This is a genomic window from Streptomyces sp. NPDC050504 (assembly GCF_044458065.1).
In the GTDB taxonomy this organism is placed as follows: Bacteria; Actinomycetota; Actinomycetes; order Streptomycetales; family Streptomycetaceae; genus Streptomyces.
Genome location: NZ_JBITHO010000001.1, coordinates 864653 through 885803 on the forward strand (window position 1 = coordinate 864653; position 21151 = coordinate 885803).

At 72.5% G+C, this 21151-nt stretch carries 22 protein-coding genes; 15 read left to right on the forward strand and 7 right to left on the reverse strand.

Translation table 11 applies throughout. The features are described 5' to 3' along the window. Entirely contained in the window at positions 1-1212 is a 1212-nt protein-coding gene (locus ACIBNE_RS03565) for a cytochrome P450 (RefSeq protein ID WP_399269051.1), read from the reverse strand. Positions 1213-1427: 215 nt separating this feature from the next. Between ACIBNE_RS03565 and ACIBNE_RS03570 the strand changes: the two genes are divergently transcribed. The 3 genes from ACIBNE_RS03570 to thrS all read left to right on the forward strand — a co-directional run bounded on the left by ACIBNE_RS03570 (position 1428) and on the right by thrS (position 4789). Beyond that, the gene (locus ACIBNE_RS03570; protein WP_399269053.1) at positions 1428-2369 is read left to right on the forward strand and encodes a formylglycine-generating enzyme family protein; all 942 of its coding nucleotides are present in this window, start codon (positions 1428-1430) and stop codon (positions 2367-2369) included. A 163-nt stretch (positions 2370-2532) separates the two neighbouring features. Next, entirely contained in the window at positions 2533-3228 is a 696-nt protein-coding gene (locus ACIBNE_RS03575) for an alpha/beta hydrolase (protein WP_399269055.1), read from the forward strand. Between the two features lie 319 nt (positions 3229-3547). Continuing rightward, on the forward strand, positions 3548-4789 hold the full coding sequence (thrS, locus tag ACIBNE_RS03580; RefSeq protein ID WP_399269057.1) for a threonine--tRNA ligase: 1242 nt from the start codon (positions 3548-3550) through the stop codon (positions 4787-4789). A gap of 106 nt (positions 4790-4895) precedes the next feature. Here thrS and ACIBNE_RS03585 read toward each other — a convergent pair whose 3' ends face one another. Then, the gene (locus ACIBNE_RS03585) at positions 4896-5516 is read right to left on the reverse strand and encodes an exonuclease domain-containing protein (protein WP_399269059.1); all 621 of its coding nucleotides are present in this window, start codon (positions 5514-5516) and stop codon (positions 4896-4898) included. A gap of 291 nt (positions 5517-5807) precedes the next feature. On the opposite strand from ACIBNE_RS03585, the gene ACIBNE_RS03590 reads away from it, so the two are divergent. The 6 genes from ACIBNE_RS03590 (at position 5808) to ACIBNE_RS03615 (ending at position 13151) form a co-directional block, all read left to right on the forward strand. Beyond that, a complete protein-coding gene (locus ACIBNE_RS03590) occupies positions 5808-7829 on the forward strand; it encodes an ATP-binding protein (protein WP_399269061.1) in 2022 nt (673 codons plus the stop codon). Between the two features lie 118 nt (positions 7830-7947). Beyond that, positions 7948-9660: a glycosyl hydrolase family 8 gene (locus tag ACIBNE_RS03595; RefSeq protein ID WP_399269063.1), complete on the forward strand. Its 1713-nt coding sequence runs from the start codon at positions 7948-7950 to the stop codon at positions 9658-9660. A gap of 94 nt (positions 9661-9754) precedes the next feature. Next, positions 9755-11038, forward strand: a complete 1284-nt coding sequence (locus ACIBNE_RS03600; protein WP_399269065.1) for a M20 family metallopeptidase — start codon at positions 9755-9757, stop codon at positions 11036-11038. Positions 11039-11102: 64 nt separating this feature from the next. Next, a complete protein-coding gene (locus ACIBNE_RS03605) occupies positions 11103-11369 on the forward strand; it encodes a hypothetical protein (protein WP_399269067.1) in 267 nt (88 codons plus the stop codon). Between the two features lie 73 nt (positions 11370-11442). Then, positions 11443-12186, forward strand: coding sequence for a class I SAM-dependent DNA methyltransferase (locus ACIBNE_RS03610; protein WP_399269068.1), 744 nt, complete (start codon positions 11443-11445; stop codon positions 12184-12186). Positions 12187-12449: 263 nt separating this feature from the next. Further along, on the forward strand, positions 12450-13151 hold the full coding sequence (locus ACIBNE_RS03615) for a JmjC domain-containing protein (protein WP_399269070.1): 702 nt from the start codon (positions 12450-12452) through the stop codon (positions 13149-13151). A gap of 16 nt (positions 13152-13167) precedes the next feature. Here ACIBNE_RS03615 and ACIBNE_RS03620 read toward each other — a convergent pair whose 3' ends face one another. The 5 genes from ACIBNE_RS03620 to ACIBNE_RS03640 all read right to left on the reverse strand — a co-directional run bounded on the left by ACIBNE_RS03620 (position 13168) and on the right by ACIBNE_RS03640 (position 17397). Then, positions 13168-14238 (reverse strand): hypothetical protein, encoded by a 1071-nt coding sequence (locus ACIBNE_RS03620; protein ID WP_399269072.1) that lies wholly within the window; start codon positions 14236-14238, stop codon positions 13168-13170. A gap of 117 nt (positions 14239-14355) precedes the next feature. Continuing rightward, positions 14356-15585, reverse strand: coding sequence for a mannosyltransferase family protein (locus ACIBNE_RS03625; RefSeq protein ID WP_399269074.1), 1230 nt, complete (start codon positions 15583-15585; stop codon positions 14356-14358). 200 nt (positions 15586-15785) lie between these two features. After that, positions 15786-16268 carry a hypothetical protein gene (locus tag ACIBNE_RS03630; RefSeq protein WP_399269076.1) on the reverse strand — a complete coding sequence of 161 codons (483 nt, stop codon included), beginning with the start codon at positions 16266-16268 and terminating at the stop codon, positions 15786-15788. Beyond that, entirely contained in the window at positions 16261-16758 is a 498-nt protein-coding gene (locus ACIBNE_RS03635; protein WP_399269078.1) for a SigE family RNA polymerase sigma factor, read from the reverse strand. Before ACIBNE_RS03635 ends, ACIBNE_RS03630 begins: the two co-directional genes overlap by 8 nt. Before the next feature lie 93 nt (positions 16759-16851). After that, positions 16852-17397, reverse strand: coding sequence for a hypothetical protein (locus ACIBNE_RS03640; protein WP_399269081.1), 546 nt, complete (start codon positions 17395-17397; stop codon positions 16852-16854). 120 nt (positions 17398-17517) lie between these two features. Between ACIBNE_RS03640 and ACIBNE_RS03645 the strand changes: the two genes are divergently transcribed. From ACIBNE_RS03645 to ACIBNE_RS03670, 6 genes are all read left to right on the forward strand, one after another. Beyond that, the gene (locus tag ACIBNE_RS03645) at positions 17518-18075 is read left to right on the forward strand and encodes a GNAT family N-acetyltransferase (RefSeq protein ID WP_399270050.1); all 558 of its coding nucleotides are present in this window, start codon (positions 17518-17520) and stop codon (positions 18073-18075) included. 84 nt (positions 18076-18159) lie between these two features. Beyond that, positions 18160-18735, forward strand: a complete 576-nt coding sequence (locus ACIBNE_RS03650) for a sigma-70 family RNA polymerase sigma factor (RefSeq protein WP_399270052.1) — start codon at positions 18160-18162, stop codon at positions 18733-18735. Continuing rightward, entirely contained in the window at positions 18732-19538 is an 807-nt protein-coding gene (locus ACIBNE_RS03655) for an anti-sigma factor domain-containing protein (RefSeq protein WP_399269083.1), read from the forward strand. The genes ACIBNE_RS03650 and ACIBNE_RS03655 overlap by 4 nt, the downstream gene beginning before the upstream one ends. Before the next feature lie 239 nt (positions 19539-19777). Continuing rightward, positions 19778-20194, forward strand: a complete 417-nt coding sequence (locus ACIBNE_RS03660; RefSeq protein ID WP_399269085.1) for a hypothetical protein — start codon at positions 19778-19780, stop codon at positions 20192-20194. A gap of 3 nt (positions 20195-20197) precedes the next feature. Then, complete coding sequence (locus tag ACIBNE_RS03665) at positions 20198-20878, forward strand: DUF6338 family protein (protein ID WP_399269087.1); 681 nt, start codon at positions 20198-20200, stop codon at positions 20876-20878. Further along, positions 20856-21095, forward strand: coding sequence for a hypothetical protein (locus tag ACIBNE_RS03670; protein ID WP_399269089.1), 240 nt, complete (start codon positions 20856-20858; stop codon positions 21093-21095). Before ACIBNE_RS03665 ends, ACIBNE_RS03670 begins: the two co-directional genes overlap by 23 nt. Positions 21096-21151 lie beyond the last annotated feature (56 nt).

Below are 21151 nucleotides of genomic sequence, written 5' to 3' on the forward strand. Positions count from 1 at the left end.
TTACTCCTCGTCCCAGGCGACCGGCAGGTTCACCACGCCGTAGATGTTCATGTTCGTGCGCAGCCGCACCGCTTCGGGGGCGACGGCCAGCCGCAGCGTGGGGAACCTGGTGAACAGCGCGGGCATGGCGATCTTCAGTTCCACCCGCGCAAGTTGCTGTCCCAGGCACTGGTGGGCGCCGTGCCCGAAGCCCAGCTGGCCGGCCGTTTCGCGACGCAGGTCGAGGGAGTCGGGGTCCGCGAACTTCGCGGGGTCGCGGTTGGCCGCGTCGAGGGAGAGCACGACCGTCTCGCCCGCGCGGATCACCTGTCCGTCGATCTCGATGTCCGCCAGGGCCGAGCGTATGGTCGTGCCGGCGACGGTCAGGTAGCGCATCAGCTCCTCGACGGCCCGGTCCGCCAGGTCGGGCTCGGTGCGAAGCAGTTCGGCCTGCTTCGGATGGGACAGCAGGGCGAAGGCGCCGTGGGCGATCATGTTGGCGGTGGTGTCGAGCCCGGCCGCGAGCAACAGTCCGCCCAGCCCGGTGAGTTCGTCCTCGCTGAGATCGGGGTCCTGGGTGAGGTCGCTGAGCAGGTCGTCGGCGGGCGCGGAGCGCTTTTCGCGGACCAGCCCCCTGATGAACTCGTCGATCCCCTGCATGGCGGCCGTCCGCGCCTCCATCGGCGCGTCAGAGGTGAACATCGTCGTGACGTTGCCCTGGAAGGCGTCGCGGTCGGCGTACGGGACGCCGAGCAGTTCGCAGATCATCAGTGCCGGGATGGGCCGGGCGTACGCCTCCACCAGGTCCGTGCCGGGGCCCGAGCGTTCCAGGGCGTCCAGGTGTTCCTCGGTGATCTCGGCCACCCGTTCGGACAGTTGGCGCATCCGGCGCACCGTGAACTTCCCCATGAGCTTGCGCCTGAACCTGGTGTGCTGAGGTGCGTCCAGGCCGAGCATGTCGCCGACCGGAGCCGGTGGGAGCGGGAACTCGGGTCCGTCGGGATAGGGGTAGTGCAGCAGTTCGTACCGGACGCTGATGCGCGGGTCGGCGAGCAGCGCGCGGACCGCGGAGTGGCCGGTGGCCAGCCAGCCGGTGTGCCCGTCGGGGAAGGAGAGGCGGGCGAGGGGCTGCCGTTCCTGGATCGTGGCCAGTTCGTGCGCGGGGTCGAAGGGGCAGCCCGCGCGGCGTTCGGTGGGCATGGCGACCGGCTGAGCCGACGGCTCGTGCGGCATGGATCTCCTCCTGGAGAGGTGATGTGCGGTATTGGCGCCAGAGTGACACTATGCTGGCGCTAACGCAATCCGCTGTGGCGCTATTGTGTGTCATAATGGCTCAAAGTGACGGCATTATGGCGCTCGATTGGCGCTGCTGGTGTCGCCGCCCCGATAACACGCCCGCAATTCGGGCGATATGACTGCAATGCCCGTTTGGGGGCTAGCGTGTGCCCATGACTGAGGGGCTGGGATCAGAGCAGGAAACCGACGGAGTGCAGGCGGTGCCGATGGGCATGGTCCGGCTCGCCGGCGGAACGTTTCGGATGGGCAGTGAGGACTTCCGTCCGGAGGAGCGCCCCGTTCGGGCGGTGACCGTGGGCGGGTTTTACATGGACATCCGCCCGGTGACGGTGGCCGAATACGCCGCCTTCGTACGAGCGACGGGATACGTCACCGTCGCCGAGCGCCCCCTGGACCCGGCTCCGCGACCCGGCGGCACGGCGTCGGCGCACCCCGGCTCACTGCTCTTCCGGGTGCCGGAGGGGACGGCGCTCCCCGGCCTGTCGGCGGTGTCACCCGCGGGGCTGCCCGTGGTGCCGCCCGCTGCGCCGTCCGGACCGTCCGCGGAGCCCTCAGGTCTGTGGGAGCACGTTCCGGGCGCCAGCTGGAAGCATCCGCAAGGGCCTTCGTCCACCCTGGAGAACCTCGCCGACCACCCTGTCACGCACGTCGCGTACGAGGACGCTACCGCGTACGCGCGCTGGGCGGACAAGGACCTGCCGACCGAGGCGGAGTGGGAGTACGCGGCGCGCGGCGGCCTGGAGTCCGCCGTCTACCCGTGGGGCGACGACTTCACCCCGTACGGCAGGCGCATGGCCAACACCTGGCACGGTGCGTTCCCGTGGCGGCGGGACGCGCCGTCGGGCACCAGTCCGGTCGGCTCGTACGACCCCAACGGTTACGGCCTGTACGACATGGTGGGCAACGTCTGGGAGTGGACCTCGGAGAGTGCGCCCGAGGGCCCGGACGGTCTTGCGGGGCGCATCGTCAAGGGCGGCTCGCACCTGTGCGACGAGGCGAGCTGCCACGGATGCCGCCCGGCGGCGAGGCGGGTCAGGGCCGAGGACACCACGGCCTGCCACCTCGGCTTCCGCTGCGTGCAGCGTTGGCTGTGAGCGGGGCGGCGGGGCGCGCCCCGGGGGGAGGTCGGGGCGCCGCCGGGCCGTGACTGTCGAAGACGCGTTCGACGGTCGCGGCCTCCAGCGATGGCGGCCCGGTACCCCTGGGCCTACCGTTTTCCCGGGGGCCGACGACACAACCGGCGAACGGTGCACAGCCATGTCAGACAAACCCACTGTTGTTCTCGTCCACGGCTTCTGGGGCGGAGCCGCCCACTGGTCGAAGGTCGTCGTCGAACTGCACAGAAGGGGTTTCACCTCACTGCGTGCGGTGGAGAACCCGCTCACCTCACTGGCCGACGACGCCGAGCGGACCCGGAAGATGGTCAAGCAGGTCGACGGGCCCGTGCTCCTCGTCGGGCACTCCTACGGCGGCGCCGTCATCACCGAGGCGGGCGACCTGCCCAACGTCGTCGGCCTCGTCTACGTCGCGGCCTTCGCGCCCGACGCGGGGGAGAGCCCGGGGCAGCTCAGCCAGGAGATGCCGCCCGCCGCGTTCGCGAACATCGCCCCCGACTCCGACGGCTATCTGTGGATCGCGCAGGACAAGTTCCACGAGAGCTTCGCGCAGGACCTGGACGCGGACGAGGCGCTGGTCATGGCGGTCACGCAGAAGGCTCCGCTGGGTTCGACCTTCGGCGACACCGTGACCGCTCCCGCCTGGCGGGCCAAGCCCTCCTGGTACCAGGTGTCCGCCCAGGACCGCATGATCCACCCCGACAACGAGCGCCGCATGGCGCAGCGGATGGACCCCCGCAAGACCGTCGAGCTGGACGCGGGGCACGCCTCACTGGCCTCGCAGCCGGTCGCGGTCACCGATCTGATCGAGGCGGCCGCGAACGAGACCGCGGGCTGACACGGGCGCGGGCCGGTGCGGGCACGGACGGCGCCGCGCGTCCCAGGGGGCGCACGACGGTGTGCATTCCGGGGGCGCGCGACGGTGTACGAGCGCACCTGTGCCGCCCTCAGGGGGCGCGCGGTAATTGCCGCGCGCCCCTGAGTGTCGCTCTGCTACCGTCCGCCGCATGAAGCGCGCTGCCATGATCGTGGAGACGACGACGCCGGAGAGTGTCCCGGCGCGCTGACAGCTGTCTGAGTCGAAAGCCCCGGGGCGAGTGCCCCGGGGCTTTCGACTGTGGTCACTCGCCCGTTGACTTCCACGCGAGGAGACCACCGTGTACGACCACCGCAAGCTCGGCCGCGAGCTGGACCTGTTCGACACCGATCCCCTGATGGGGGCGGGCCTGCCGTACTGGCTGCCCGACGGCGCGACCGTGCGGCACGCCCTGGAGGAGTACGTCAGGGAGGCGGAGCGCCTGGCCGGCTACCGCCACGTCCACTCTCCCGTACTCGGCAAACGGGAGCTGTACGAGATCTCCGGGCACTGGTCGCACTACAGCGACGACATGTTCCCGCCCATGGACCTGGGTGCGGAGCAGGTCGTCCTGCGACCGAGCCTCTGTCCGCACCACGCCCTCATCTACCGCTCCCGCCCGCACAGTTACCGCGAACTGCCCCTGCGGATGGCGGAACTGGGCGGGATGTACCGCTCCGAACTCTCGGGCGTCCTGGGCGGCCTCAACCGGGTGCGGGCGATCCACCTCAACGACGCCCACATCTTCTGCACCCTGGAACAGGCCGCCGAAGAGGCGGCCGCCGCCCTGTCGATGATCCGCGAGGCGTACCGGGTCCTGGGCATCACCCGCGTCCGCCACCGCCTCTCCCTTCCCGGACCCGGCGGCAAGTACGTGGCCGATCCGGAACTGTGGCGCCGCTCCACCGCCCTGCTGTCCGACGTGCTGGACGGTTCGGGACTTCCCTACGAAAGGGCCGAGGGCGAAGCGGCGTTCTACGGCCCCAAGATCGACGTCCAGGTGACCGACAGTGCGGGGCGCGAATCCACCCTCTCCACCGTCCAGATCGACTTCCACCAGCCCGAACGGTTCGACCTCCACTACATCGGCGCGGACGGCGCCAAGCACCGCCCGGTCATGGTCCACCGCAGCGTCATCGGCAGCGTGGAACGGGCGGTCGCCTTCCTCGTCGAACAGCACGGCGGCGCGTTCCCGGCCTGGATCGCCCCCACCCAACTGGTCGTCCTGCCGGTCTCCGACGCCGAACTCCCGCACGCCGCCGCGCTGGTGCGCCGCTGTGTCGAACAGGGGCTGCGCGCCGAACTGGCGGCGCCCGAGCAGGGCACCCTCGGTGCCCGCATCAGGCAGGCGCGCTTCGTGCCCTACCAGACGGTCGTCGGATCACGGGAGGCGGCGGGCGGACGGGTTGCCCTGCGGCTGCGCGACGGACGCAGGATCGCCCCGGCGCCGGCCGATGACGTGCTCGCCCGGATCGGCGCGCTGGTGGCGAGCCGGAGCGCCGAACTGTGGGACGAGGGAGAGGGAGTGGCGCCGCTCCGGTGAGGCATTTACCCGGTGGGGCATTCGCCCGGTGACGTACCTGTGATTGCCTGGTGTCCGTCCGGTCGCGCGACCGGACGGACACCAGGCAACCGTGCGGCCCGGCTCCCTAGTGGTGCGGCCATCCCTCCCTGCCCAGGACGTCCAGTACCAGCGCGCCGATGTTCCACGCGTCGTCGACACCGCTGTGATGCCGTCCCTCCAGCGGTAGCCCGGCGACCCGGAGCGCCTGCGCCATGCCCGGCCGTTTCCGCAGCCCGTACGACTCGGTGAAGGCCGCCTTGGCGTTGGTGTGCCGTCCGGAGAACGGGTAAGGGGGGCCGCCGCGGCCGCACTGCGCGGTGAACTGCTTGCGGTCGTAGTCGCCCCAACTCGCCCAGGGCCACCGGCCCGCGCGGTGCTCCCGCGCCAGGATCGCGCACGCCTCGGCGAAGGACACACCGGTGTCCACCTCGGACTGCGTCAGCCCGGTCAGCTCCGTACAGAACCCGCTCACGGCCGACCGGGCCGGGCGCACCAGGATCCGGTGCCTGGCCAGGCGCTCACCCGCGGCCAAGTCGACCACGCAGAGGCCGATTTCGATGATCTCGTGCACCTGGCCCGGCGGTGGCTGCCCCGCCCAACAGGTCGCCTCCACGTCGACCACGTTGAGCAGCCGCCCGTACTGTTCGTCCTGCTGTTCGTCCTGTTCGTCGTCCGGGACCGCCGCAGTGCCGCCTTCCGTTCTCATGCCGGTCGACACTAGACGCGCGACGTGCGGGCCGCACCGCGATATCCGTGCCGCACCGCTTCCGGCACCCCGCGCGGAAGCACGCGCCGGGCCGGGAACACGGCCGTGGGCCGCACGTGGACTTCCGCACTCCTGTGCGGTCCCGAAGGGTACCGTCCGGCCGTGGATCCGCGGGGCCCGTCCGCATTGTTGAGCAAGTCCCGCCCCGTCCGCATGGCATCATCGCCCCACGCGCGCGCGGACCGGAGCGGCGCGGACATACTGGCCTTGAAGCCCGGGAGCTTGTCAGACGTGACCACCAGCTTCGTGGGGCGCGGTACCGAACTGGAGCGCCTTGAACAGTCGCTCGTCCGGAACCGGCTCACCACGCTTACCGGCCCGGCAGGTGTCGGGAAGTCCCGACTCGCCCTGCACGCGGCGACCGGCGACGACAAGTCGCCCGTACCCGCGATCTGTTGGGCCGACCTCTCGCCGCTTCCGGACGAGGGGCGGTTCGTGGCGACGATCGGAGCGGCCGTCGGCCTCGCCGATCACACGACGGGCGTGCCGCTGGACCCGCTCCTGGCGTACCTCGCGGACAAGGAGATGCTGATCGTCCTGGACACCTGCGACCATCTCGTCGCGGCCTGCCGGGATCTGGTGGGCCGTCTGCTGGAGGCGGCGCCGCGCGTCACCGTGCTCGCCACCAGCAGGCAGCCGTTGGGCGTGGCGGGAGAGCAGCTGCTGCCGCTCGCGCCCCTGCCGTGCGAGGGAGACGCGCTCACCCTGTTCGCCGAACGGGCCGCTGCCGCGTCGCCGGGTCTCACCGTCTCGGAGGTGCGGGACAGTACGGCGGCGCTGCGCATCTGCCGACGACTCGAAGGCGTGCCCCTCGCGCTCGAACTCGCCGCGGCGCGGGCCGTGCACCTGTCTCTGGAGGTGCTCGCCGAACTGGTCGAGTCGCCGCCGCCCGACCTGCTGGACTCCTCGGGACCGACCGAACCGTCCAGACCCGTCCACCACCACAGCCTGCGGACGGCCATCGGCTGGAGCCACGAACTGTCCGCTCCCCGTGAGCGGCTGCTGTGGGCGCGGCTCTCGGTCTTCCGCGACCGCTTCGACGAGAGGGCGGTGCGGGAGGTGTGCGCGGGAGGGCCGCTCACCGAGGCGGGCGCGACGGAGGCGCTGGCCCGGCTGGTGGCGGGCTCCGTGGTGGAGAAGGACGCGCAGGGCCGCTACCGCATGCTGGGTTCCGTGCGGCGGTACGGCGCGATGTGGCTGCGCGAGCTGGGGGAGACCGGCGCCGTGGCCGACCGGCACGCCCGGTACTTCCTCGAACTGGCCCGCAAGGCCGACCAGGGTTGGCTCGGTCCGGGACAGGCCACTTGGTACCGCACGGTCGCCGCGGCGCACACCGACCTGTGCACCGCGCTCGACCACTTCCTGCCGCGCGAGCCGCAGCTCGCCCTCGAACTGTCCGGGCGGGTCGCGTTCTTCTGGAACTGCTGCGGCCATCTGCGAGCGGCCCGCTCCTACATCGAACAGGCGCTCGCCCGACCGCACGCACCGGGCGCGGACCGCACGCGCGCCCTGTGGGTGCTGGGTCTGGCGGCGCTCCTCCAGGGCGAGCACGAGCGCGCCGGGGAGCTCGCCAGGCGGTGCGAACTGGAGGCGTCCCGGGCCCGCGACACGGAGGGGCGGTTGTCCGCCGCCTATCTGCTGGGCATCACCCACCTCCTGTCCGGCCGCCCGCTGGCCGCCGCCGCGGCCGCGGACAGTGCCCTGGCACGGTCGGGCGGCTCGCCCTTCGAGTCGGCCGCTCTTCTGCGCTGTCTCCTCCTGAGGGTCTTCGCGCTCACCGCGCTCGGGCTGACGGACGAGGCGGTGGAACTGGCGGGCGAGCTGCGTGAGCGCTGCTTCGCGCGCGGCGAGTACTGGACGCGGTCCTACGCCGACTACCAGCTGGCGCTGCTGGCGCTGATGGCCGACAGGCCCGAAGAGGCGAGGGTGCACGCCAGGTCGATGCTGGACGCCAAACGGCTGCTGGGCGACAAGTACGGCATCGCGATGGGCCTCGAACTGCTCGCGTCCGCCGCCGCGTCCGACGGGCGCGGGGAGACGGCCGCACTCGTGGCCGGGGTCAGCCAGGCGTACTGGAGCGCCGTCGGCCACGCCCAGCAGGGCATGCCCGAGTTGCGGCAGCTGCGCGCGGAGTGCGAGCGGGCCGCACGTGACGCGGTCGGCGACGTCGTGTACGACTCGGCGTTCGAGCTGGGGCTCGAACAGGACGTGCTGGCGGCGCTGACGCATGAAGGATGCGCGACCGAGGGCTGAAGAAAGGGCGGGGGAGACCCGAACCGGAACCGAACCGGGAACGAACCAAAGACGAACAGTAAAGTTTCCTAACTTACGTCTTGACCCCCGCTCGTCCCGCCCGCCACCATCCAGTGCCATGCCCCCTACACAAAACAGGACTCGGGTCGCGCTGTGCGCGGCCGCGGCCGCCGCAGGGCTCCTCGCCGGCCTGACCGGCCCCGCATCGGCGAACGCGTCCACCGCGCCCCTCGGGAACCCGGGACCCTCGCCCGCCGGGACCGTCAAGGCCGCCGACAACCTCGCCCTCAACCGCCCGGTCACCACCTCGTCCAACGAGACGAGCGCCCTGGGCGGCGCACTCGCCGTAGACGGCGACCCCGGCACCCGCTGGGCCAGCAAGGAGGGCGTGGACAACCAGTGGATCCGCGTCGACCTCGGCGCCGGCACCGCGCTGAGCCGGGTCGTCCTCAACTGGGAGGACGCGTACGCCAAGGCGTACCGCGTCGAGATCTCCGACGACGGCACGAACTGGCGCCAGATCGCCGCCACGACCGCCGGCGACGGCGGCACCGACGACCTCACGGTCAGCGGCACCGGGCGCTACCTGCGCGTCTTCGGCACGCAGCGCGCCACCGCGTACGGCTACTCGCTGTTCGAGGTGGCGGCGTACGGCAGCGGCTCCGGCGAGCCGCCGGCCGGCGGGGTCAACGTGCCCTTCGGCAGCCACAAGTTCCCGTACGCCTCCGGCTCCATCACGGTCTCCGGGGACCAGGCGGCCAACGACGCGAAGGTGGTGGCCTACTACAAGAAGTGGAAGTCCGCCTTCGTCACCTCCCGCTGCGGCAACGGCTGGTCCGCGATCTCCTCGACCGACGCCGACCACCCGTACGTCGCCGAGGGCCAGGGCTACGGGCTCACCATCCTCGCCACCATGGCGGGCGCCGACCCGGACGCGCGCACCTCCTTCGACCGGGTCCTGAAGTACGTCCTGGACCACCCCTCGGTCATCAACTCCGACCTGCACGCCGCCGAACAGGACGAGAACTGCAAGAGCGTCAGCGGCGGCGACTCCGCGACCGACGGCGACCTGGAGATCGCGTACGCGCTGCTCCTCGCCGACAAGCAGTGGGGCAGTGCCGGGACGTACGACTACAAGCGCCTCGCCGTGAAGCGGATCAACGCCATCAAGGCGAGCGAGATCGTCTCCGGCACCAAGCTGACCAACCTGGGCGACTGGTCGTCGGGCAGCAAGAACACCATCAGCCGCAGCTCCGACTGGCTGCCCGGCCACTTCAAGGCGTTCCGCAAGGCGACCGGCGACTCGGCCTGGGACGGCATCCTCGCCGCGCACCAGAACGTCATCGGCCACCTCCAGTCGAAGTACGCGTCCCGCACCGGACTGCTCCCCGACTTCGTGGTCAACACCAACACCTCGGACCCCAAGCCCGCACCGGGCGAGGTCCTGGAGTCGGAGCTGGACGGCGCGTACTCCTGGAACGCCTGCCGCGACCCCTGGCGCCTCGGCGTGGACGCGCTGACCACGGGCGACGCCAAGTCCCTCGCCTCCGTGAAGAAGATGAACACCTGGATCAAGCAGGCCACGGGCGGTGACCCGAACAAGATCGCCCAGGGCTACCGGCTCGACGGCTCGGTCGCCGAGTCCGGCTCATCGGTCGCCTTCATCGCGCCCTTCGCGGTGGCCGCCTCCACCGACGCGGGCAGCCGCACCTGGCTGGACGCGCTCTGGAAGAAGATGAACTCCGTCCCGCTGGACCCCAGCAGCTACTACGGCTCCAGCATCCAGCTCCAGGCCATGATCGCCGTCACCGGCAACCACTGGCTGCCGTAACCCTGTTACGGCCCCCGCGGGGCCCCGTACGGTGTACCGGCTCGGAGAGCGAGCCGGTACACCGTACGCGCACGACCGGAGGGGGAGAACGCTCATGACCACGCCGCCCATGAAGCCGACCACCACGAAGCCCGCGACGGACACCGCGGCACGGGTCAGGGAGTGGCTCGACGCACGGTCGGAAGAGATGGCCGAGTTGCTGACGCTCCTGGTCGCCGTCGAATCGGAGAACCCTCCAGGACGCGAACTGGGGCACTGTGCGCGCGTGCTGAGGGACGCGATGGACCGGCTCTGGCTGTCCCCCGAGATCCTGCCCGTCACCGCGGCTCCTGCCGCGACCGACCCCACCACCCCTTCGGGACTCGAAGAGCCGTGCGTCGTACGCGGCACGGCGGGCACTCCGGACGGTGAGGGACTGGTCTACTTCCACGGCCACTTCGACGTCGTCCCCGTACAGGACCGCGGGCAGTTCACGGCGGTGCGCAGGGACGGGCGGATCATCGGCCGGGGCACCGCCGACATGAAGGGCGGCATCGTCAGCATGCTGTACGGGGCGGCCGCCGCCCAGGAACTCGGCCTCCTCGGCTCCGGACGCGTCGTCCTGCACCTGGTGTGCGACGAGGAGACCGGCAGCGTCGTCGGCGCCGGACACCTGCGCGGCGCCGAACTGATCGACCCCGCCGCGCTCGCCATGGTGACGGGCGAACCCAGCGGAGGCAGCATCTGGAACGCGGCCCGCGGGGCGCTCTCCCTGCGCGTCGACGTGCGCGGCAAGGAGGCCCACGTCGGACAGGCCGACCGCGGCGTGAACGCCTTCCAGCACATGCTGCACATCGCGCGTCCCGTCGAGCGGTACGCCACCGCGATGGCCGAACGCCACACGGCCTTCCCGATGGCCCCCGAGGACGCCCCTGGCACCATGGTCGTGGTCGGCGGCCTTTCGGGCGGCGGCTCGAACTTCAACGTCGTGCCGGGCTCCGCGTACTTCACCGTCGACGGCAGGTACAACCCGGAGGAGGACCTGGAAGCCGAGGCCAAGCGCCTCACCGCGCTCATCGACGGCGCGGCCCGGGAGATCGGCGCCGACGCGTCCGTCGAGATCACCCAGCTCCAGCCGCCGGCCGCGACCAGCTCGGGGCATCCGGCCGCCGCCGCGCTCGCCCGCGTCGCGTCCGTGGTCCAGGGAGCCAGGCCCCGCTTCGAGATGTGCGCGGGCATCCTGGAGACCCGCTGGTACGCCCAACTGGGCATCCCCGCCTTCGGCTACGGCGCAGGCCGCCTGGACGTCTCACACGGCCCCGACGAGTACGTCGACGAGGCCGCGCTGCGCCGCTGCGCCGAGGTGTACGCGCTGTACGCCGGCGAACTGCTGGGATGACCGCGGGCGCCGCGGCGGTCCCGGCCCCGGGCCGATTGTCAGTGGCGGGTGACACGCTGCGGTGATGGACGAATGGATGCGCGTACGGGTCTACGGCACCGACCACGACGACCCCGACCCCGGGCCCCGGCAGGGGCGCGACTACGTGGAACTGGTCGGCGGCCCCCTGGACGGACTGCTCCTCGACGTCACGGCGAGGAGCCCCGGCGAACGGGCCGAGGGCGCCGCGCTGCTCACCGAGATCGGCAGCTTCGGGCCGGGCGGCAGAACGTGGTACGGACCGGCGCCGGGAGACGGAACGCGCTGGCAGTGGCAGGGCGATGCCCCGTGACGCGCCGTCAAGCAGCGCCGTCCGCAGGGAAAACGGGGCGATTCGAAGGGAGGGGTGCCGGTACGGTCCCGGCATGACTGCTGACGAGGACGGTTACTTCGGCGAAGAGATCGCGGCCACCTACGACGAGTCGTCCGCCGAGAGGTTCAGGCCCGAGGAGGTGGCCCCCGCCGTCGACGTGCTGGCCGGGCTCGCCGGGGACGGCGGGGCGCTCGAATTCGGCGTCGGCACGGGCCGGATCGCGCTGCCGCTGTCCGGCCGGGGCGTCCCGGTGCACGGCATCGACATGTCCCGGGCCATGGTGGCGCGGCTGCGTACCAAGCCGGGCGGCGACGCCGTCGCCGTGACCGTAGGGGACTTCGCCACGACGCGGGTGCCCGGCACCTTCGGCGTCGCCTATCTGGTCTTCAACACGATCAACAACCTCACCACGCAGGACGCCCAGGTGGACTGCTTCCGCAACGCGGCCGAGCACCTTGCGCCCGGCGGCTGCTTCGTCGTCGAGGTCGGCGTGCCCGCCCTGCGCAGGCTCCCGCCGGGGCAGAGCGCGGTGCCGTTCGGCATCGGCCCGGCGCAGTGGGCGTTCGACACCTATGACGTCGTGACCCAGGCGATGAGCTCCAACTACGTCACGATCGCCGACGGCCGCGCCGAACACCGCTCCATTCCGTTCCGGTACGTGTGGCCATCCGAGCTGGACCTGATGGCCAGGCTCGCCGGGCTGCGGCTGCGCGACCGCTGGGAGAACTGGAAGGGGGATCCCTTCACCGCCGAGAGCGACCAGCACGTCTCCGTCTGGGAGAAGCCCGCGCGATAGCTCCGCGCCACCCGGGCAGCGCAAGTACGGCGTCAAGAAGGGCGGACGGTGGCGTATGGAACACGTATGCGGCCTGTCTCCGGGCAGGTCCGTGCGGCAAACATCGATCACAGCCCCGGACTCGGGGCCGTCGTCGAATCCCGGCCGCGGCGATCGTCGCGCCCGGTTCCCCCGGAGCAGCCGGGGACAAGGAGAGTCCATACGTACAGCTCGCCCACGAAGACGGCCTCGTCGCCGCCGCCCGGTTCTGTGCGCCGCGCGTCGTGCTCGGCGAGATCGTCGAACCCTACGTGGACGCGGGGGCGGTGCGCCGCCTGGTCGAAGAGGAGCGGGCCACCCTGCTGCTGCGCTACGTCGACCAGTGGCACGCCGGGGTGCGCGAACTCACCGACGGGCTGGCCGAACGGTTCGGGCGGCAGGTCGAGGCGTTCTACTTCCTCACCCCGCCCGGCGCCCGGGGACGCCCCGTGCACCGCGACGACGCCGACGTGCTGGCCGTCCAGATCCACGGGACCAAGCGCTGGCGGGTGTACGGCGGACCGCCCGACGGGAACTGGCAGCCCGAGCGGGTGGACGGCGACCCGGGGGACGTGCTCCTGGAGACGGAACTGAGGGAGGGCGAGGTCCTGTACGTGCCGAGAGGTTTCGCGCACGCGGCCGTCGCGACCGGCGGCACCGCGTCGGCGCACCTGTCGCTGACCGTACGGGAGGCCGGTACCGCCCAGCTCTACGCCTTGGTGCGGGCCCTGCTCCTGACCGGGGACGGGATCGCGCCGCGCCCCAACGGCGACGCGGCGCTCCTGTCGGCCGCTTCCGGACTCCTCGCGCACTTCCGCGACACGCTCGCCGAACTGACCCCGCTGGAGCTGGTGGAGCTGGCCCGGCACGCCATGCGCACCGAGCGGTCCCCGGCGGGGCGCCCGCTGGGCGAACTGATCGGAGCGGGGGCGACGGATTCGGTCTGACCCGTACCCCGCCCGGTCAGTCGCCGCCTCCGCCTCCGCCGCCGTCCCCTCCGCCACCGCCGTCTCCACCGCCGCCGCCGTCCCCGCTGCCGCCGTCCCCGCCGTCCGAGCCCCAGCCGTCTCCGCCACCCGACTCGTTGTCGTCGCTGCCGGAGCCGAGGTTGCTGTACCAGGGCTCGCCCCAGTCGCTGAGCAGCGGCTCGGACTGCCAGGGCCGCTGCGGGGGCAGTGCCCGGAAGCGGTACGTGCCCGTGGTGTCGCCCAGGCCGAACGTGACGGCGAAGGCGTGTGCGAGGACCGCGTCGAGCGGATCCGACGTGTCGTGACCGATCCGTGCGAGCGGCATCAGCACCGCCCCGTCCTCGGGCCTGGGACGGCGGCCGGGCCGGGCGAGCAGCGCGACCCGCCGCCCGTCGCGCACGAGCCGCGAGGACATGACGCCCTCGCGGTGCAGCTCCCACTGGCCCTGCGACGTCCTGAGGGTCACGGAACTGCGGGACTTGCGCCAGACCTTGGTGAGGGTCAGCGAGGCCGTATCGGCGCCCACGGTCACGACCAGCCCGCGGGCCGGTGACCTGTCGGCGGCGTACAGGCCGTACGGCGCGCGGATCCGTACGACGGGCGCCGCGGGGCCCCACACGTCCACCCGGATCAGACGCCGGTCGACGGCGACGGCTATGTCGCCCGCGGGCCCGGGGGCGTACCGCCGTGCCATCCACAGCGGCACGCCCTCCGCCAGGGCCCGCGCGGCGAACGCCGCCACCTGTTCGGGGCCGCCGCACTGCCGGACCGTCAGCTCTCCGAGGTGCCGTGCGAACTCGGCGGCCCTGCGCACCTTCACCGGGTGCGTCGTGCCGGTGACGCGGGTGACGGGCACCCGCCCCGGCCCGTCGGACAGGTCGCCCAGGTCGCGCTCTACGCCACCGCCGCCGAGCCAGCGGCCCCGCAGGTAGGCATCGGCCATCGCGGCGAGGTTCAGCTCGCGCAGCGGCGTGGTCCTGCTGCCGACCCGGAGCGTGTACTCGGCCAGCTCCACGGTCCTGGCGAGCGGGTTCCAAGAGCTCTCGGCATAGATCGAATCGCTCACGCGTCTCCCCCGTTGTTCCTACGACGTCATGAGAGACGCATTTTCGCACGGTGCGTTTCCCGCCGAAGGGGAGGTTCGTCCGGAGGGGCGCTGGTCGGGGCCCTGCCGGGGATCCGTTCAGCCGGTCCAGCGGCCGGTCAGGAAGGCCAGGGCGAACGCGGCCGTGAACGGCACGGTCAGCAGGAGGTACACCGGGGCGAAGCGCGGTCTGCGCACGCTCCACGCGGCGAGCGCGATCCACAGCGGCCACCACAGGAGCGTCGAGCGCGGCACGGAGGTGAACCAGTACGAGGTGCCGAGCGCCCAGAGCGTGAGGGACAGGTACACGGCCTCGGGCCAGCGCCGTTGACGCAGCAGCAGGGCGAGCAGCGCGAGACCGACGACCATGGCGAGGAGTTCCGCGCGGCACATGAAGGCGTAACCGGTGTGCTGTTCCGCGCTGAAGGCGGCGCGCCAGGTGTTGCTCCACGCCTCCCAGGGGGCGTGGAAGTCGCGGTACCAGCCGCGCTCCTGGGCGTGCTTCCAGGCCATCCAGTCGCCCGTGTACCAGTGGAGGTACCAGCTGTAGAGCGCGGCGGGCAGGACGGGCAGGACGAGCCAGGGCAGCGGGCGCAGCCGGTGCGGGCGCTCGCTCCAGGAGCTGACGAAGTGCACGAGCAGGGCGGCGGCGAGGAACAGCCCGCTGACCCGCACCGACGTGGCAAGACAGGCCAGGGCGGCTGCCTGGGGCCACCGTTGGCGCTGCGCGGCGAGCCAGGCGGGGAGGGCGAACGCGAGGAACAGGGCCTCGGTGTACCCGGCGGCCAGGAACACCGCACAGGGGGAGAGGAGGAAGAACAGCACGGCCCGCTGCGGTGCCTGCCGGTCGGGCAGGTGCAGCCGGGTGATGCGGGCCAGGGCCAGTACGGCGACGGCACCGGCGACGAACGAGACGAGCAGACCCGCCGCCGTCCAGCTCGGTACGACCAGGTGGACGGTGCGCGCGGCGAGCGGGAACCCGGGGAAGAACGCCTCCCTGTTGTCCCAGTGCTCCAGCCAGGGCCCGGCACCGTCGGGGAAGTAGCCCTGGCGGGCTATGTCGCGGTAGTGGTACCAGTCCCACTGCTGCCAGGAGGACAGCACCGACGCGGGGCGGCGGGTGTCGCGCGGGGGGAAGACCCAGCGCGCGCAGTAGGCCGTGGTCCAGAGCGAGAGGCGCACCAGCAGGTACAGCCACAGCACCTCGCGGTCGGCAGGGGAGAGGACGAACCGTCTGCGACGGCCCGCACGGACCTGCGGGACCCCGGCCGAGGGTATGGCGGTGAGGGGGTGGCTTTCCCCGGGCAGGGGTGGGGCCGGCGCGGTCACGGGGTGGGGCTCCTGTCAGGAGGGCGGGTGGGGCGGAGTGCGCGGGCCGCGTCGGAACGCGGGGGAGCGGGCGGTACGTACGCGGCCCGTCCGGCGCGCGTCGTGCGTGCCGGACGGGCCGGTGCCCGGCGGACCGTCCCGTGCGCCGGGCGGCCCGGCGGACCGGGCGGTCCGCCGGGGCGACCTGCTCGGTGGCGCGGTCAGCTCGGTGGTGCGGTTCTGCCGTCCGGCGGCGGCATGGAACGGCTCGGTGTACCGGTGGGCGTGTTCGAGGGCGTGGGGTCGGGCTCACTCCGGCCGTGTGAGGACGTGCTGGAGGGTACGCCCGAGGGACTTCCGTCGGGCGGGTGGGTCGGCATCTGCGACACGTCGGGCCCGGGGCTCCCTTCCGTCGCACCGGGTGACGGCGAGGGCGGCGGGGACGGCGCGGGGGAAGGGGAGGGCGAGTCGGCGGGCAGCGTGGTGCCGCCCCCGCCGGGCAGCAGCGCGCCGGTGACCGCGCCCGCGCCGGCGAGGAACAGGCACGTCCCGGCGGCCAGTGCGACGATGCGGCGCCGGTGGGCCCGGCGCCCCCGCTGTGCGATGACCGTGACGGGTACGGGCCTGGACCGCGATCCGCCGCCCGTCGCGGCGTCCTTGAACAAGGCGTTCAACGGGTCCTGGGGGCTGTGCTGATCAGACATCCGGGGCCTCCTCGGTGCGCGGGTCCTGGAGGCGGTGCGACAGTGCGGCCCGCCCCCTGACGAGATGCGTCTTGACGGTGCTGGCGGACAGACCGGTCTCTCCCGCGATCTGCTCGACGCTCAGGTCGCACACGTAGTGCAGGGTCAGCGTCCGGCGTTGTTTGGGCGGCAGCTCCCGCAGCGCCTCCACGAGCGCCACGGAATCGGGCCCTGGGCCCTCGACGTGCGGCGGGGGTCCCGCCTGGGTCCACGCCTCGGCCGTCCGCCGCCGCCCGCGCCAGCGGCTCGCCGCCAAGCGCCAGGCGACCGTGCGGATCCACGCCTCGGGCTGTCCGTCACGGTCCAGCTGGCGCCGACGGCTCCAGCCCTTGACGAACGCTTCCTGCACGACGTCCTGGGCCTCGTGCAGATCGCCCAGCATCACGTACAGCTGCCCGGTGAGCCGTGCGGCCGATCGCGCGTAGAACTCTTCGAACTCCTCGACGGTCAACGGCCACTCCTGGATCTATCCGGTCTCACCTCGCATACGCCTGGCGGGGCGCATCCGGTTGACACGGAACGTACGGGAATGACGTGACGGTGATCACTCGGCCGCGCCCGCCGTGCCCCCCTCGCCGAGCACGGCCAGTGCCTTGGCGGTCAGCTCGCCGCCGGCCTTTCCGGTCAGGGCGGTCATGTAGCCCTCCCGCCGCGCCGCCTTCAGGTGGTCCCGGACGGTCTGGGGACTGCGCTCCAGGCGTTCGGCGAGCCACGGCACCGGAGCGGGGACGCCCTTGCGCGCCAGATCCAGGTACAGCTCGCACAGTCGGGCCAGATAGGGCTCCGAGACCCCCGTGTCGCCCAGCAGCCGTGCGGTGCGCCCGGCCTCCCGCTCCAGGCGCTCGGTCTCGACGCGCCAGGGCTCGGTCTCCGGTGCGAGTCGCTGCGCCCGCCGGACGGCCTCGGAGATGTCCAGTCGGCGCAGCACGGTGGTGGAGATGCCGCGCGCCGCCTCGGCGGGCGGGGCGTCGGGCGCGGCTTCGACGACGATCTTCTGCGGGCCGCCGGCCACCGCGCCCGGCGGCCACCACATCCGTACCAGCCAATTGCCCTGGAAGGTGTTGATCTCTAGTCCCTCACTGAACTCCATGGCGTCACCCTAGGTGTGACCACCCTGGGTGGGCAAGTGGGTGGATCCCTCGCCGCGTGAGAAGATCGACTCGCTGTCGGCAGGGCCGCGCACCGGGCGCGGAAGGCGCGGAGGGTGACGATGTACGCGATATCGCTGGGCGACGACGGGGCGCAGTTGCGCCCGCTGGAGCCGTGGCAGGCCGAGGAGTTCCTGCACCACATCGACCGGGGCCGGGAGTTCATCGGGGAGCGCAACGGCCTCCCGGACGTCGTGACCGACCTGGAGTCGAGCAGGGCCTTCCTCCAGGCGTACGCGGAGAAGGCGGCGTCCGACACCGGGCGGATCTGCGGCATCTGGGCGGACGGCACGCTCGTCGGAGCGGTCATCCTGCGGACGATGGACGTCGCACAGGGCAACGCGGAAGCGGGCTGCTGGCTCGAACCCGCGGGGGTGGGCAAGGGACTGGTGACCCGGGCCGTGCGCGTGCTCATCGACTGGGCGGTCGAGGAGCGGGGCATCCAGCGCGTCGAGTGGTGGGTGTCGTCCTCGAACGGGCCCAGCATCGCCATCGCCCGCCGACTGGGCATGACCAGGGACGGCGTGCTGCGCGCCAGCTACCTGTACCGGGGCGAGCGGCACGACGAGGAGATCTGGTCGGTGCTCGCGTCCGAGTGGCGGGCGGCGCGCACCTCCTGAGCCGGACACCAATCCGGTCGGCCCTCCGCTGCGAATACCTCTCGCTACCGACAACGGGTGGAGGGGCGGGGCGTGAGGGACACCATGCGGTTCGGCGGGCCGTCGACAGCGGCGCCGCCACCCCTGGCGGTGCTGATGCGTCGCGTCGCGCGCGGGGACCAGGACGCGTTCTCCGAGCTGTACGACGCCGTCGCGGGGCCGGTGCTCGGCCTGGTGCGCAGCGTGCTGCGCGATCCGGCGCAGTCGGAGGAGGTGGCCCAGGAGGTGATGGTCGAGGTCTGGCAGACGGCCACGCGCTACGAGTCCGCGCGCGGCTCCGTCATGAGCTGGGTGCTGACCCTCGCGCACCGCAGGGCGGTGGACCGGGTGCGCTCCGAACAGGCGTCGACGGCCAGGGACCGGAAGGCCGCGCTGCTCGACCTGACCCCCGCGTTCGACCAGACCAGCGAACAGGTGGAGCGGCGTCTGGAGCGCGAACAGGTGCGCCGGTGCCTCGGCGGGCTCACCGAGACGCAGCGGCAGTCCGTGACCCTCGCCTACTACCGGGGCCTGACCTACCGTGAGGTCGCCGAACTCCTCGCCCTCCCGCTCGGGACGGTCAAGACCCGGATGCGCGACGGACTGATCCGGTTGCGCGACTGCCTGGGAGTGATCGTGTGAACCCCGCCGACCCGTACCCGCGCGGTGATCCGCACACGCTCAGCGGCGCGTACGCGCTCGGCGCGCTGTCCGACGGGGAACGCGCCGCTTTCGAGCGCCATCTGACGGGCTGCGAGGGGTGCGCGCAGGAGGCCCGGGAACTGTCGGCGACGGCGGGTCGGCTCGGTCTCGCCACCGCCGAGAGGCCGCCCGCGCGGCTGAAGCCCGAGGTGCTGCGCCGCATCGCGCACGTGCGCCAGGACGGCCCGGTCGTCGCCGGTCACCGGGCCGCGTGGACAGGACCGCTGCCCGTACCCGCACGGGTTCCCGCCCCGCCCCGACGGCGCGTGACCCCGCGATGGGCCCTCGCCGCGTGCCTCGCGGCGGCCGCGGCCCTGGGCGGCACGGTGGCCTGGCAGCAGCACCAACGCGCCGAGGAGGCCCAGCGGCAGGCGCAGGCCGACCGGAGCCGCCTGGTGACCGTTGCGGGCGTGCTGGCCGCGGACGACGCGACGGCCCGCACCGGCCGACTGCCCGGCGGCGGGTCGGGGACGGTCGTGGTCTCCAGGGACCTGGACCGCGCCGTGTTCGCGGCCTCCCGCCTGCCGGGCCCACCGCCCGGCAGGGTCTACCAGCTCTGGTACGACGACGGCGACGGTATGCGACCCGCCGGGCTGCTGGATCCGGACAGGCCCACGGGCGCGGTGCTCCTGGAGGGCGGGGTGGGAAGCGCCAAGGGGATGGGCATCACCGTCGAACCGGCGGGCGGCTCGCCGCGGCCGACCGGCGCGCCGCTGATGGTGCTGGGCTTCCCCGTCCGCTGAACCGGCGAGGCGGACGCACCGGTGCGCCGGTGCACACGGGGTGCACACGGGGTGCACGTGGGGGGCCTGGGTCCGGATGTCTTCGAAAGGCCTCGGGCCGCCGCGCTGTTGCGCCACGATGGATGCCTTACCGCGAGCGGCGCGGGTGCTTTCCGCACGGGTGCGGCCGCAGGTGAGGACACGGTTGCGGACACGGGTGAGGCGGGTGGGGCGTGCAGTGGTCGTGGTCGTCGTTCGTCATGGGAATCCAGGTGTTCGCCGTGCTCCTGTCGCCCCGGAGCGGGCACGTCGTGCTGAAGTCCGCGATCAGCGTGGTCTGCCTGGCGGCCGGTGAGGCCGTCCTGCTCAGCGGCGCCGAGGGCATGCTGTTGCTGAACGCCCTGATCCTGCTCGCCTCCGGGCTGCTCTTCCTCGGCGAGATCGCCACCAGCCGTGAGAACCCGCTCGTCGCGCTCGCCTGGTGCGTCAGCGGCGTCGTGGGATTCGTCGGCATCATCTGGTACCGGGACGAGATGGCGGCCTGGGCGGACTCGGTACGGCTCCAGCTCGAAGTGGGGTGCGCGGTGGGCGCCGTACTCATGGGCGCACTGGCCGTGCGCGGTGAGCGGCAGCGCACCGCGGTCCGGTACGACCCGCACGACCTGTCGGGATTCTGAACAGTGGGACAGGCCCCCTCCACCCCGGTCCAGCTGTTCCTCCTGGTGCTCTTCGTGCTGCCGGGAATCAGCTACCAGTTCGTCAGGGAGCGGCTGCGCGGCCCCGTCGTGCGGGAGAGCAAGCTCGGGGAGCGGATCCTGCGGGCCGTGACCGCGTCCGTCGTGCTGGACTCGGTGTACGCGATCGCCCTCGGCCCGCTGCTGGTGCGCGTGGTCCGCGGGGGCGCCGCGGCGCGCTGGGACGGCGTGGTGCGCCAGCCGCGCCAGGCCGGGCTGCTGGCGCTGGTCCTCTTCGTCCTCGTGCCCGCCGTCGCGGCCGTCGGCGTCTCGATGTGGCAGCGCCGCCGCCTGCCCGCGCGCTACCGGGCCACACCGAGCGCGTGGGACCACATGTTCCGGCACCGGGGCTCGTGCTTCGTACGGGTCCGGCTCAAGGACGGTACCTGGGCGGGCGGCTGGTACGGATCGGGGTCGTACGCGACCTCCTATCCCGAGCCGCCCGAGCTGTTCCTGGAGTCGGTCTGGCGGATGCGTCCCGACGGCGGTTTCGCGGGCCGTGTCGAGAACAGCGCCGGTCTGCACGTCCGCGCCGCCGACGCGGACCTCGTCGAGCTGATCCACCCGACGCGGGCGGAACCCGCCACCCCACCGGAGGACCGCAGTGCCCGAACTGACCCCGCATGAGTTGCGACTGCTCGCCAGGTCCCGCGAGGTGCGGGGCTACACGCCCCGCGACGGCGCCACCGAACCCGACGAGGGTCCCGCGGGTCCCGCGGGGGCCTCACCGCAGGCGGCGCTCCAGGAGCCCGGCGGCCCGGGACCGGCGGCCCCGTCGAGGACGGCGGCGCCCGACCGTACGGCACCCGCGAATCCAGCACCGTCCGCACCGCCCGAAGAGTGAGGCGCCTGCGCCCCCGGCGGGCTCTTCGCGGACCTCTCCCCAAGGGACGGGCGCTC

What these genes read in the sequence shown, in the direction of transcription:
- ACIBNE_RS03565 (WP_399269051.1), bottom strand. Translation starts at nt 1,212, where the DNA reads ATGCCGCACGAGCCGTCGGCTCAGCCGGTCGCCATGCCCACCGAACGC.
- ACIBNE_RS03570 (WP_399269053.1), top strand. Translation starts at nt 1,428, where the DNA reads ATGACTGAGGGGCTGGGATCAGAGCAGGAAACCGACGGAGTGCAGGCG.
- ACIBNE_RS03575 (WP_399269055.1), top strand. Translation starts at nt 2,533, where the DNA reads ATGTCAGACAAACCCACTGTTGTTCTCGTCCACGGCTTCTGGGGCGGA.
- ACIBNE_RS03585 (WP_399269059.1), bottom strand. Translation starts at nt 5,516, where the DNA reads ATGAGAACGGAAGGCGGCACTGCGGCGGTCCCGGACGACGAACAGGAC.
- ACIBNE_RS03595 (WP_399269063.1), top strand. Translation starts at nt 7,948, where the DNA reads ATGCCCCCTACACAAAACAGGACTCGGGTCGCGCTGTGCGCGGCCGCG.
- ACIBNE_RS03600 (WP_399269065.1), top strand. Translation starts at nt 9,755, where the DNA reads ATGACCACGCCGCCCATGAAGCCGACCACCACGAAGCCCGCGACGGAC.
- ACIBNE_RS03605 (WP_399269067.1), top strand. Translation starts at nt 11,103, where the DNA reads ATGGACGAATGGATGCGCGTACGGGTCTACGGCACCGACCACGACGAC.
- ACIBNE_RS03610 (WP_399269068.1), top strand. Translation starts at nt 11,443, where the DNA reads ATGACTGCTGACGAGGACGGTTACTTCGGCGAAGAGATCGCGGCCACC.
- ACIBNE_RS03630 (WP_399269076.1), bottom strand. Translation starts at nt 16,268, where the DNA reads ATGTCTGATCAGCACAGCCCCCAGGACCCGTTGAACGCCTTGTTCAAG.
- ACIBNE_RS03640 (WP_399269081.1), bottom strand. Translation starts at nt 17,397, where the DNA reads ATGGAGTTCAGTGAGGGACTAGAGATCAACACCTTCCAGGGCAATTGG.
- ACIBNE_RS03645 (WP_399270050.1), top strand. Translation starts at nt 17,518, where the DNA reads ATGTACGCGATATCGCTGGGCGACGACGGGGCGCAGTTGCGCCCGCTG.
- ACIBNE_RS03650 (WP_399270052.1), top strand. Translation starts at nt 18,160, where the DNA reads ATGCGGTTCGGCGGGCCGTCGACAGCGGCGCCGCCACCCCTGGCGGTG.
- ACIBNE_RS03660 (WP_399269085.1), top strand. Translation starts at nt 19,778, where the DNA reads ATGGGAATCCAGGTGTTCGCCGTGCTCCTGTCGCCCCGGAGCGGGCAC.